The following is a 12,151-nucleotide window of genomic DNA, read 5'->3' on the forward strand; positions in this document are numbered from 1 at the left end:
GCTATAGCTTCCCTGGATTCTATAACTTGGACGAAAAGCGTCCCTCGATCACCGCTGTCAGTGCCGCGAGGCTATCTGAAAGCTTTCCGCCATTGTCGACTCGGGCGATCTCAGGAAAAGACTCGGCCAGTTCGCGCTCCATTGCGTGGTGGCGTCTGAGCCGGTGTTCGACTTCGCAGGGCGATTCTCGTCCACGTTCAATTAGCCGACGACGCAGCACTTCGGCAGGCGCAGTGATCACTACTGGAAGCAGCGCCTCACCGAAACGATCGTACGCCTTCGGTAAGGCTCGGCGGCTACCGTTAAGTAGCACGATGGCATTTTTGGCAAGCCACGACTCAACCTCCACGCCAACGCCATAATTTAAGTTGTGAGCATGCCAGTCGAGGCACAGTAGGCCAGATTCGCGACGCACCGCGAATTCGGCATTGCTGAGTGACACGCAGTCTTCATCCATGCCACTTTCCCGAGTGAGATAGCGGTGGGCAACGACCCACTCGGGGTGAGCGCGGCGTGCGGCCTGTAGCAAGCTGTCCTTGCCCACGCCGCTAGCACCGATCAAATAGACCAGTCGTCCCATTAGTGCACCTGTTTTCCAGCGCACCATACCCGCTGTACCAGCGGATGGCCGTCTACTTCTCGCACCCGAATCAAGTCCGCACGCAGCCCCTCACTGATGCGGCCACGGTCATCAAACCCGACCGCTTTGGCAGGATTACGCGAAGCGCAGGCCACAGCACGGGGTAGGTCATAGCCTCCCTCCATAGCGGCAATCTGGAAGACTGCGTCTAGAAGCGCAGCCGGGTAGTAGTCCGAAGAAAGAATATCAAGCACGCCATGGCGCACTAGCTCACTGGCGGCAATATTGCCGGAATGGGAGCCCCCACGTACCACATTAGGCGCACCCATCATCACTGCCATACCGTTCTTATGTGAGGCTTTGGCAGCTTCCAGGGTAGTCGGAAATTCCGCTACTTTAGTGCCGTACTCAAGGCTTTCGGCCACATGCTCTACAGTGGCATCGTCGTGGCTGGCAAGCGCTAGACCACGCTCATGGCAGGCTTGAGAAATTGCTTTACGGTAGGCGCTTGAATATTGAGTGCTAAAGCCCTGTTGACGCTCGATGAACGCATCGAGGCTGGCATCATCGAAGCCGTGCTTGCCCTTGTAGTACACTCGGTAGGCGTCGAAGCTGGCAAACTGACGTTGCCCTGGCGAGTGATCCATCAAAGATACCAAGCCAAGCTCAGGAGTGTCCGCAAGGGACTGAAAGCGTGCCAGCGTATCTGGGTGGCAAACCTCGCAGCGTAGATGTAAACGGTGGTCTACGCGGGCCATGCCGTTGCGGTTGATCTCGGTCAGGGCCTCAACCATCTGATGCAACGCATTCTGACGCATGCTGTGGTCATCCACGTCACCAATGGACACCGCATCAAATACCGTGGTGATCCCGCTCGCTGCCATCTGTGCATCGTGGGCCAAGGCCGCTGATCGCGGTGGCCACGATACTTTAGGCCGTGGCTGAAAGTATTTTTCCATATTATCAGTGTGCAGCTCGATCAACCCGGGGATCAGCAGGTCGCCTGCGCAATCGATAGCACCTGGCAGTGTACTAAGCCCACGTTCAACGGCCATGATCATCCCGTCCTTGATGACAAGGCTGCCATGGACTATGTCATCTTCGAGTACTAGGCGAGCGTTGGTCAGAATCTGGTTATTGGCACCCATCACAGCGCCTCCTTGGTATCACTTTTCCCTGCCAGCGATGTAGCAAAGGCGCTAGCTGATGCTTGACCCGAGTCAGCGTCTGAGAACAGAGTGTCACTTGAACGCAACATATGGTTTTCCAATGGCAGCAGACGGTCGGCGACGCGATCGCGAACATCTTCGTCGTGAAAGATACCCAGCATTGCACTGCCGCGAGCTTTGGCTTCCAGAATCAGCTCGACCACGACATCGCGATTAGCGCTATCCAGAGAGGCGGTAGGCTCGTCCAACAGCAGCAGCGGATGCTCTGCGATAAAGCCTCGGGCAATGTTGACGCGTTGTTGCTCGCCCCCTGAAAAGGTCCCAGGAGCCAGGCTCCACAGTCGCTCAGGGAGGTTGAGCCGGGCTAGTAGCGCTTCGGCACGACTGCGCGCTTCGTTTACCTCACAGCCTCTAGACAGTAGAGGCTCCATGACTACTTCTCGCGCAGAGACCCGTGGCACTACACGCAGAAACTGGCTTACATAGCCAATCACATCGCGACGCAAGACATGCCACGCATGCGCAGGCAGGTCTGAAAGTTCCAGTTCACTGTCATCGAAGTGCAGCGTCAATCGGCCACCGGAGACGCGATAATTGCCATTAACCATTTTCAGCAAGGTACTTTTTCCGATACCGCTACGTCCGGCTAGCACAAGACATTCGCCTGGTACTAGGCTTAGTTCAAGGCCGCGCATCACGGTAAGTTGCTGGCCACCCTGAGCATGTAGTATGAAAGACTTGTCGAGCGACGATGCGCTCAGAAAGGCTTGTTTGTTCGCCATCATAGCGGGCTCCTCAACGTAAAATCCTGAGAGTGGGCACGGTTCATGGTGTCAGCACCGATGACACGAGTAGCTGGGTGTAATCGTGCTGTGGGTCGTCTAGGATCTGGTCGGTTAGCCCAGCTTCCACTACTCGTCCACGGCGCATCACCATCAGTCTGTGGGCCAGCAGTCGTGCAACCGCTAGGTCATGAGTAACCAGAATCACTGAGAGACCAAGCTCCCGGGTCAAGGTGCGTAGCATGTCGAGAAGGCGTGCTTGGACTGAGACATCGAGGCCACCGGTGGGCTCATCCATAAACACGAGGCGGGGTTCGGTCACCAGCGTGCGGGCAATCTGCAGGCGTTGTTGCATGCCTCCCGAGAACGTTTGTGGCGCATCATCGATGCGGCGTGGGTCTAATTCTACTCGCCCCATCCAGTCCTGGCTGGCGTCCCGCAGGTTACCGTAATGGCGTTGCCCCAGTGCCATCAGGCGCTCGCTAATGTTGGCCCCAGCGGATACTCCTAGGCGCAAGCCATCACGAGGGTTCTGGTGCACAAGGCCCCACTCGAGACGCAACAGTGCCCGACGCCGAGCCTCACTAATGGCGTAAAGATCAAACTCATCTTTTGCCTCAACAGCTGCAGTGCCGAATGGCTCCGGGCGGTGGTAAATCACTTGACCGTTATCGGGCTTTTCAAGCCCTGATAACACCCTCAGTAGGGTCGACTTACCAGAGCCTGATTCACCGACGATGCCGAGTACTTCACCTTGGTGCAGGGTGAAATCGATGTCCTGGCAACCCTGGTTGGGGCCGTATAAACGCGTAATGTCGCGCGCTTCAAGAAGGGCAGGGCGAGTAAGCTGTGGGCGCTTCATGCCACCTCCTCGTGGCGATCTTGGCAGTAGTCCGTATCCGAGCAGACGAACATCCGTCCTCCCTGATCGTCGGTGATAACTTCGTCAAGGTAGCTATCGGTAGCCCCGCACAAAGCGCACGGTTCCCCCCAGGTCTGGACCTCAAACGGATGATCTTCGAAATCTAAGCTCTTAACCCGTGTGTACGGCGGAATGACATACAGGCGCTTTTCGCGGCCCGCGCCGAACAGCATTAGCGCTTCGCTCATGTTGAGCTTGGGGTTATCAAATTTGGGAATCGGTGAGGGGTCCATAACATAGCGATCAGCGACCTTGACCGGATAGGCATAAGTTGTCGCGATATGTCCATGACGGGCAATGTCTTCGTAGAGTTTGACGTGCATCACGCCATACTCTTCAAGGCCATGCATTATTCGGGTTTCCTCTTCGCTTGGCTCAATAAATCGCAGCGGTTCTGGGATGGGCACCTGGAATACTAGAATTTGGCCTTTCGTCAAGGCTTGTTCGGGGATTCTGTGGCGGGTCTGGATCACACTGGCCTCCCCGGTTCGGGTCGTCGTCTCGACCCCAGCCACACGCTCGAAAAAAGTACGAATACTGACGGCGTTGGTGGTGTCGTCGGCGCCTTGGTCAATCACTTTAAGCACATCATCAGCGCCAAGGATGCTAGCGGTAAGCTGCATGCCCCCCGTACCCCATCCGTAAGGCATTGGCATTTCTCGGCCGCCGAAAGGGACCTGATAGCCGGGAATCGCGACTGCCTTGAGCAGCGCGCGGCGGATCATGCGTTTAGTTTGCTCGTCGAGATAGGCGAAGTTGTAGCCGCTATAAACATTGTCGGCTTTGTCATTACTGGCGTTCATTTCGGACGCTCCTGCTGGGAAGGCGAGAGTCTGCAGATTCTTGAGTGGTGTGTTCACGACGCAGGCGACGCAGCAGCTCTAACTCCGACTGGAAATCGACGTAATGCGGCAGTTTCAAGTGAGAAACAAAGCCGGAGGCTTCAACATTGTCGGCGTGAGCTAGTACGAACTCTGCCTGCTGGGCAGGGCCTTGAATCGGCTCACCCAGTTCTTCCGCGCGCAACGCGCGATCGACCAGCGCCATGGCCATGGTTTTGCGCTCGTTACGGCCAAAGGCCAAACCATAGCCGCGAGTAAACTGAGGCGTCTTTTCACGGCTGCCGCCAAACTGATTGATCATCTGGCATTCGCTAACGACGATCTCCCCGATACAGACGGGGCCATCAAAGCCTTCCACCTCAATTTCCACTTCGACGGTGCCTTGACGAATCTCTCCAGCGAAAGGATGGTTGCGGCCGTAGCCACGTTGGGTCGAATAGCCCAGTGCTAGTAGATATCCTTCGTCGCCGCGCGCCAGCATTTGCAGGCGAGTAGCCCGATCAACTGGGAAGTCGGGTGGATCCTGAGTGATGTCGTAAGGCACGGCACCATCATCAACCTCTTGTTCAATCAACCCTTCGGCATCAAGGGCATCGAGTATTTGCGGGCAGGCTTCTAGCCCAGCCTCGGCGCGCGCTGGGTCGGGGATCTCGCCCTCTGCCAGCAGCATGAAGTCAAGTAGACGGTGGGTGTAGTCGTAGGTAGGCCCAAGAACTTGGCCTCCGGGGACATCCTTAAAAGCGGCACTGATACGGCGCTCTACCTGCATGTCACTTGTCTTGAGTGGGGTGCTATCGGCCAGCCTTGGTAAGGTAGTGCGATAGGCGCGCAGCAGAAAGACTGCTTCCGTCAGATCACCGCTGGCTTGCTTTAATGCCAAAGCAGCGAGTTCAGGGTCATGCAGTGAAGCCTCAGCCATGACGCGATCCACGGCGAGTCCGAGCTGACGACAAACCTGGTCAACGCTAAGCTCGGGCTGTGTTCGGTCGCCTCGACGGCGGTCTGCCATCCACTGATGGGCGTTGGCGATGGCCTGTTCGCCACCTTTTACAGCAACGTACATTAGGCGTTCTCCTCTGCACAGACGGCGGCTTGATCCATTGAAGCCATGCCGGCTAGAGGCTCTATACGAGTGCTACGCGGAATCGCAACTAGGCGCTCTGAGCAGGTCAAAATAGTGTCTAGTCCGCGGGGAAAGCTGCCGCTATTAGCCTTCAAACGTGTCATTAACACCTCGGCAGAAGCATCTAGCTCGAGCATTCGCGTATCGGCAATACCAGGGCCGCTCAGGCGCCAGCAGCCAGTGTTATTGCTGGGTTGTCCTTTGGCGTTGGCCAATGTCTGCAATACCACCAACAGGGTTGTGCTGCGGTCCGGGTGAGTGTCGCTGCCTTCGGCGAAGCTTGGCAGGTCCTGACAACTCTGCGGTGTTAGTAGGGCGAAGTCGGCCTGGTCGGCCTGGGTCACAATGCGTGCCCCTGTGTGGAAAGCGATAGCCTCTGCCATGCCATCACGATCCAGCTCGTTGGAGATCCATATCCGCGAGTCCAGGTCGCACAGTGCTAGGAGTACTCCCCAGGCAGCGCGTGACAAGCCAACGCCTTCAGGTAGGGGCGAGAGACTAACTTCCTCAATGGTGCCGGGTTCAGCCATAGCGCTTAGCAGTTGGCGGAATAAGCGTTGGCCATGGTGAACAGCGTCATCAAGGGCTGGCCAGTCATGCGGCCTTAGATCATGCGATCGCTGATCGTGAGGCTCGGCACTTGTTAAAATATGCTGCATGGCTACTCCCCGCGTACCATTGTAAAAAAGTCAACTCGAGTTGCGGCGGCGGTCTGAGAACGCTCGATACGCTCATCAGCCAGCGACTGGGAAAGTGGTTCGATCAGCTCTTCATCAATGCGATGAGCCCAGTGTTGTTGTCGAGCACAGGCATCGATCAGAGCGATCAGCTCGGCGTGTTCATGGCTACGCCCAGCAACCCATCCATGGCCTAATCCACCGCCACCGGGAGTATCGTCATCCAGGGCCACGCTGGCGCGTGTCACGGTCATTTCCCCAAGGTTGAAAGCGTTGCCTGAACCGCCCATGCGACCACGCACCATCACCATGCCGGTTTCCGGGCCTCGAACGCAGCGGTATCGCACTTGGATGCCGAGCACAGCCCAGCTCTCACAAAGGCGTTTGGTGGGCGTCAGCGCAAGAATGCGGTGACGTTGTTCAGGAGTCATCATGATTCCTCATCGTTGTCAGTTTGGTGTAGACCAGATATTTGTCAGTGTTAACGTTCATTTAAAAAATCAAAGTGATAAGAAACGCGGTCAGCCCTGGCGCAGCTTACGGAGACTTCTACAAGGCGCCGGGACTCATCGACATTGTCACTGGTAAGTACAAGAAGTGGCGCGAGCTGGGGGCACTGGAGTAAGCGGCTATCGTCACGATTGGCTTGGCTCGCTTCCAGGCGCACTGAGGCACGGGAAAGACGCAAACCGTAATGCTGGTCAAGCAGTGCACGGGTGGATCCTCCACGGTAGCGCTCACACCAGTCAGGCACGCGCGTGGCATCAAACCAATGGCGTAAACGCGTTAATGGCATGCCATCCACTAGCCTCAGCGTATCAACGCAGATCAAACATTCACCATCAGCCAAACCGAAGCGTTGGCTGATTGCTTCGGGCGGACGTGACAGGCCTTGAGATAAACAGCGTGTCTCTGTGTTGATACCCATCTCTGCAAGGTTATGGGTGACCTTACTTTCGGCGTTCACCATGTAATCCAGTCGCCGATCTACGACTTGGGTGCCCCAGCCCTGATGACGAGTCACCATACCTGCGGCTACCAGTTCATCTAGTGCGCGACGAACGGTATGGCGGTTTACCTCAAAGCGCTTGGCTAGCGCCAGCTCGCTTGATAACTGGTCGCCCGCGCTATGCTGAGTTCGAATCTCATGGGCGAGAATTCTGGCTAGCTGGCGATAGCGTGGTTCTCTGGTTTCCTGATGGCTGTGGTGCGCTAGTTGTCTAGACATTTTTACTCCTGCTATAACCCCTTTGCCGAGGGGCTGCGTGTCATTTTTCGTCCTGTCTAAAGGAGGTTTTGTTGTTATTAGACGTTCGCCTGGACTAATCAGAATGGAATTTTTCCAGACTATATGAAGTGCTTACGCAGGCGTTGGGAGGCTATATCGAGAACGGTCACAGCGACGATAATAACCAGCATAATGGTGGCGGTTTCGGCGTACTGAAAACCACGCATGGTTTCCCACAAGGCGACCCCAATACCACCCCCACCAACCATTCCAAGTACTGTGGCAGAGCGAATATTCGACTCGAACCGGTAAAGGCTTACCGAAATCCATAGCGGTAGTACCTGAGGAATCAGCCCGAAGGTAATCTCCTCAACACGCCCTGCACCAGTTACACGGATACCTTCCATCGGACCTGCGTCACTGGCTTCCACAGCCTCAGAAAACAGCTTCGCTAGCACGCCCGTGGTGTGTACAAACAACGCCAATGTGCCTGCAAAGGGGCCAAGTCCTACGGCCACTACGAATAGCATGGCAAACACCAGCTCATTGATGGCCCGGCAAGCATCCATCAGTCGGCGCATTGGTTGGTAAACCCACCAAGGCACCAGGTTCTCGGAGGAGAGCAGGCTGCAGGGTACCGCCACGATGATCGCCAGTAGCGTCCCCCAAATAGCAATTTGGATGGTCACCAGCATCTGGTTGATGTAGTGGCCAAGGTTGCCGAAAGTGGGCGGAAAGAAATCGCCAGCTAAGGTAGCCATGTTGTCGGCATTGCTAACCAGTATGCTTGGACGTATCTCTGCTCCTTGCCAGGACCAAGCCAGTACGCTGAGCAGCACAAACCAACCAATCAGTGATAACCAGCTACGCCGACGCAACAGCGATGTCGTCATTTGAGATGTATGGGTGTTCATGGTCTCTCCGAGCGGGGAAAGCGGTCTACGCTCACCCCGCTATGGATGATCTGGGTTTGTCGCCTGAAAATTAATCAGTGGTAGCAACAGTGTTGGCGTTTGCTTCAGCACCTTGCAGGTCCTGAAGACGTTGGTTAAGTGCCTCAAGCTGAGCATCTAATTCAGCTAGCTGCTGCTCACGATCAGCGTCTGATAGGCTCTCGTTGTTGGCCACATCAGCACGTTGCTTGAATAGCTCAAGCTGGCGAATCGGCAGCAGACCATCGTTGTTAGAGGCCTTAAAGTGGCTCCACTGCAGTGGCTCTAAAATTGCCTGTTCTTCGTCGCTATCGCCGTAATTGAAGAAGAATTCACGCAGTCCATCCTTGGTCTCTTCGGACAGGTTGGTGCGCCATACTAGCGGGTCAGATGGAATCAGCGGGGACGTCCAAACTACGCGAAGCTGCTCAGCTTTCTCAGGTGCGCTGATCTCCAGACGCTCCATGCTCTCGGTATTAAAGGTGGCAACATCAACTTGGCGATTGGCCACTGATAAAGCGTTGGTTTCGTGGCTGGAGTTCAGAGTGCGCTTAAAAGCAGTAGCAACATCGACGTCGTTTTGGGCAAACACATAGTAACCTGGCACCAAATACCCAGACGTCGAATTTGGATCGCCGTTACCAAACACGAGGTCACTGGAGTTCTCTAAGACGTCTTCGACGCTGTGCAGATCGCTGTCCTGATGCACAATCATCAAACTCCAGTATCCCGGTTGACCATTCGCAGGGATCGTCTGAGCGAAAACCTCGCCACCTGCACGATCCACGGCTTCTATGGCCGATTTGTTGCCGTACCAAGCTAAGTCGATCTGATCAAAACGCATCGCCTGAATCACTGCGGCATAGTCAGTGGCAAAGAAGGGCTCAACCTCCATGCCTAGCTCCTCCGACATATCATCAAGGAACGGTTGCCACATTGGCCGCTGGTTCTGGCTGGATTCAGTGGAAATAATGCCGAACTTAAGTGTATCGGCGGCCAACAGCTGAGTGCTTGCAGCAAAGCTAATCCCCGCAACCAGCGGTAGAAGTAGACGGCGATAAGAAGTAAACGTCATGAGTGTGTCTCCGGGATAATAGTGTGTTCGATTGCGAGTGATGTATCGGTGAAGAGCGGCCCGTTCTGCTGTTAGCTAGGCATTGGCGTTGCTACTGCGTGATGAGCAGAAATAGTTTGGCGGTTTTCAGGGGATGCTTGGTCGCTTGACAGCTCGCTTGTGCGTAGCTCATCAAGATCAGCATTTTCGTAAAGTGCCTGCAGGCGCGCGTCAGTGAGCTCACTAATAGGGCCATCGAAGTACAAACGGCCATCTTTAAGGGCGACGGCACGCTGACAATAGCGGCGAGCAACATCGACTTGATGCAGTGTGACGACCACGGTGCGGCCATCTTCGGCGTGAATACGACTGAGGATTTCCATAACCTCGCGAGCGCTGCGCGGGTCTAGTGAAGCAATTGGTTCATCAGCCAGAATTAATTCGGCGTCTTGCATCAGTACCCTGGCAATTGCCACGCGCTGCATTTGCCCACCAGAAAGGGTGTTAGCGCGCTGATCCATCAGTTCTTCAAGCCCCACCCGAGCCAAGCAAGCTCGTGCACGCTCACGTTCCTGATCGGTGAAACGGCCAAAGAGAGCGCGTAACTTGGACATACGACCCAGCCGCCCGACCAATACGTTGGTGAGTACGCTAAGGCGCCCTACTAGGTTGAATTGCTGAAAAATGTAGCCAGTTCGACAACGTTCAATGCGAGCTGCGCGGTGTAGACGACCGTTCATCTGTACGTCACGCCCCATAAGAGACACGTGACCGCCATTTTTTCGATTTCCGCAGGTTAGGCCAACGAGGTGGCGCAGCAGTGTGGACTTACCGGAGCCTGACGGGCCAATCAGCGCGACCATTTCACCAGGTGCGACGCAAAAGCTCACGTCATCAAGCACCTGACGATGCCCAAACGTCTTATTTAAGCCTTTAGCGTGAATAATAGAAGTAGACATGTTGCTCCCCCATTTGGAATAACAACATTCTGGTCGAGCCAGATGAACACCAGTTGTCTAGACAATGTCAGTTTGATGATATTTTTAACGATTCGTGACTAACTTTGCGTCATAATTAATATTTAAATTATATATTTATCAATAGCTTATAATTAATTGACATATTTTTGCCACTCTTATGTCACCGGGGTGTCATCTTGTTTTCGGTGCGCTAATGAGAAGGGGGGGCGTATGTGATATTTCAGATAGCAAAAATATTTGAAAGCGATTCTTTACCATTTGGAATGACAGCAAGCTATCCAGAGTGATTTTTGATGGCTCGTGGTCATCCCGCACGCTTGGGTGGGCGAGCACGAAATGAAGGTCGTTTTGATATGGCGCGTGAAACGGGGTTGAACCGCAATGCCATCACGCTGCTTTACAGATCAACAGCTCAGCGTGTTGAGCTGGATGTAGCGGATAAGCTATGCAAATTATTCAGCTGTGGGGTAGGGGATTTGTTCAAGTTTGACGACGATCAGGGAAGATAGAAAAAGCACGAAGAGAGGGAGGAAAGGTGCTTGCAGGCCGTAGAGGAAAATGTCTAAGGAAGAGGAGAAAGCCAAAGTGTCACATATACGTCACAGGCAGTTAGTCAATAAACAAGCACAAAAAAGGCAGATCAGTAAATAACTGATCTGCCTTTAGAAATATTGGTAGCGGGGACCGGATTTGAACCGATGACCTTCGGGTTATGAGCCCGACGAGCTACCAGACTGCTCCACCCCGCATCAACGTGTGGCGTATTCTACGCATTTTTAGTGCGAAGTCAACCCCCTGCATAAAACGCTTATATTGTTAGGCACGACCTTCATCGTGCTGCAACATTGGAAGAGTAAAGCTATGCTTCCAATAGGGATAACAAAAGGCTTACTGTCAGTGTGTCGTCCAACTAACAATACGACGTGCTGTGAATGCTGAAGCGCTACGGCGCTTATTAAGAATGGCTTGTGACATCATCATAATGCTTAGCGTCCAAGCCGTTTGTCATATCAGGGAGGTAGTCAATGGCCAATCAAGCCCCCGTCGCCTGGGTAACTGGTGGAACTGGTGGAATCGGAACGTCAATTTGTCATTCATTGGCGGATGCAGGTTATTTGGTAGTTGCGGGATATCATAATCCTGAGAAAGCCAAAACCTGGCTGGAAACCCAGCAAGCCGCCGGTTATGACAACATCGCGTTATCGGGTGTTGACCTTTCCGACCACAATGCCTGCCTAGAAGGTGCTCGCGAAATCCAAGAAAAATACGGGCCTATCAGCGTGTTAGTTAACTGTGCTGGCATCACTCGCGATGGCACCATGAAGAAGATGTCCTATGAGCAGTGGTATCAAGTGATCGATACCAATCTTAATAGCGTTTTCAACACGTGCCGCAGCGTTATTGAAATGATGCTGGAGCAGGGCTACGGTCGCATCATCAATATTTCATCTATCAATGGCCGTAAAGGCCAGTTTGGGCAAGTAAACTATGCGGCTGCCAAAGCAGGTATGCATGGGTTGACCATGTCGCTGGCGCAGGAAACGGCAACCAAAGGGATTACGGTGAATACCGTGTCGCCTGGCTACATTGCCACCGATATGATCATGAAAATCCCCGAGCAGGTGCGTGAAGCCATTCGCGAAACCATTCCAGTGAAGCGTTACGGTACACCGGAGGAGATCGGTCGCTTGGTAACGTTCTTGGCGGATAAAGAGTCAGGCTTTATCACTGGCGCCAATATTGATATTAACGGCGGTCAGTTTATGGGCTAATCGCCCAGCGTGAGAAGTCGATTTATTTAATAACGGCAAAGCGTAAACGGGAGGCTATTCGCCTCCCGTTGCTATTGCTGGGGATAAAAT

Annotated in this window: 14 protein-coding genes and 1 tRNA gene; 2 read left to right on the plus strand and 13 right to left on the minus strand. The window is 54.1% G+C overall.

Annotated features, from left to right (window positions below; translation table 11 throughout):
- Positions 1-19: 19 nt before the first annotated feature.
- From phnN to phnC, 12 genes are all read right to left on the minus strand, one after another.
- Complete coding sequence (gene phnN, locus IR195_RS02370; protein WP_146944073.1) at positions 20-580, minus strand: ribose 1,5-bisphosphokinase; 561 nt, start codon at positions 578-580, stop codon at positions 20-22.
- Positions 580-1,728 carry an alpha-D-ribose 1-methylphosphonate 5-triphosphate diphosphatase gene (locus IR195_RS02375; protein ID WP_146944075.1) on the minus strand — a complete coding sequence of 383 codons (1,149 nt, stop codon included), beginning with the start codon at positions 1,726-1,728 and terminating at the stop codon, positions 580-582. The genes phnN and IR195_RS02375 overlap by 1 nt, the downstream gene beginning before the upstream one ends.
- The gene (phnL, locus tag IR195_RS02380; RefSeq protein ID WP_241006783.1) at positions 1,728-2,534 is read right to left on the minus strand and encodes a phosphonate C-P lyase system protein PhnL; all 807 of its coding nucleotides are present in this window, start codon (positions 2,532-2,534) and stop codon (positions 1,728-1,730) included. The genes IR195_RS02375 and phnL overlap by 1 nt, the downstream gene beginning before the upstream one ends.
- A 40-nt stretch (positions 2,535-2,574) precedes the next feature.
- A complete protein-coding gene (gene phnK, locus IR195_RS02385) occupies positions 2,575-3,393 on the minus strand; it encodes a phosphonate C-P lyase system protein PhnK (RefSeq protein WP_146944077.1) in 819 nt (272 codons plus the stop codon).
- On the minus strand, positions 3,390-4,256 hold the full coding sequence (locus IR195_RS02390) for an alpha-D-ribose 1-methylphosphonate 5-phosphate C-P-lyase PhnJ (RefSeq protein WP_206048663.1): 867 nt from the start codon (positions 4,254-4,256) through the stop codon (positions 3,390-3,392). The genes phnK and IR195_RS02390 overlap by 4 nt, the downstream gene beginning before the upstream one ends.
- Positions 4,243-5,358, minus strand: coding sequence for a carbon-phosphorus lyase complex subunit (locus IR195_RS02395; RefSeq protein ID WP_206048664.1), 1,116 nt, complete (start codon positions 5,356-5,358; stop codon positions 4,243-4,245). The genes IR195_RS02390 and IR195_RS02395 overlap by 14 nt, the downstream gene beginning before the upstream one ends.
- Positions 5,358-6,077, minus strand: a complete 720-nt coding sequence (phnH, locus tag IR195_RS02400) for a phosphonate C-P lyase system protein PhnH (RefSeq protein ID WP_206048665.1) — start codon at positions 6,075-6,077, stop codon at positions 5,358-5,360. The genes IR195_RS02395 and phnH overlap by 1 nt, the downstream gene beginning before the upstream one ends.
- Before the next feature lie 2 nt (positions 6,078-6,079).
- Entirely contained in the window at positions 6,080-6,529 is a 450-nt protein-coding gene (gene phnG / locus IR195_RS02405) for a phosphonate C-P lyase system protein PhnG (protein WP_232471381.1), read from the minus strand.
- Positions 6,530-6,576: 47 nt separating this feature from the next.
- Entirely contained in the window at positions 6,577-7,323 is a 747-nt protein-coding gene (gene phnF / locus IR195_RS02410; RefSeq protein ID WP_206048666.1) for a phosphonate metabolism transcriptional regulator PhnF, read from the minus strand.
- A gap of 119 nt (positions 7,324-7,442) precedes the next feature.
- Positions 7,443-8,237: a phosphonate ABC transporter, permease protein PhnE gene (phnE, locus tag IR195_RS02415; protein ID WP_206048667.1), complete on the minus strand. Its 795-nt coding sequence runs from the start codon at positions 8,235-8,237 to the stop codon at positions 7,443-7,445.
- Positions 8,238-8,307: 70 nt separating this feature from the next.
- On the minus strand, positions 8,308-9,330 hold the full coding sequence (gene phnD / locus IR195_RS02420; RefSeq protein WP_206048668.1) for a phosphonate ABC transporter substrate-binding protein: 1,023 nt from the start codon (positions 9,328-9,330) through the stop codon (positions 8,308-8,310).
- 71 nt (positions 9,331-9,401) lie between these two features.
- Entirely contained in the window at positions 9,402-10,268 is an 867-nt protein-coding gene (gene phnC, locus IR195_RS02425) for a phosphonate ABC transporter ATP-binding protein (RefSeq protein ID WP_146944091.1), read from the minus strand.
- Positions 10,269-10,582: 314 nt separating this feature from the next.
- On the opposite strand from phnC, the gene IR195_RS02430 reads away from it, so the two are divergent.
- A complete protein-coding gene (locus tag IR195_RS02430; RefSeq protein ID WP_206048669.1) occupies positions 10,583-10,798 on the plus strand; it encodes a helix-turn-helix domain-containing protein in 216 nt (71 codons plus the stop codon).
- A gap of 163 nt (positions 10,799-10,961) precedes the next feature.
- Here IR195_RS02430 and IR195_RS02435 read toward each other — a convergent pair.
- Positions 10,962-11,038 (minus strand) — tRNA-Met (locus IR195_RS02435).
- A gap of 276 nt (positions 11,039-11,314) precedes the next feature.
- On the opposite strand from IR195_RS02435, the gene phbB reads away from it, so the two are divergent.
- Positions 11,315-12,061 carry an acetoacetyl-CoA reductase gene (phbB, locus tag IR195_RS02440; protein WP_038480937.1) on the plus strand — a complete coding sequence of 249 codons (747 nt, stop codon included), beginning with the start codon at positions 11,315-11,317 and terminating at the stop codon, positions 12,059-12,061.
- The last annotated feature ends 90 nt before the right edge of the window (positions 12,062-12,151 follow it).

It is taken from the genome of Vreelandella venusta (assembly GCF_015689495.1).
Taxonomy (GTDB): Bacteria; Pseudomonadota; Gammaproteobacteria; order Pseudomonadales; family Halomonadaceae; genus Vreelandella; species Vreelandella venusta.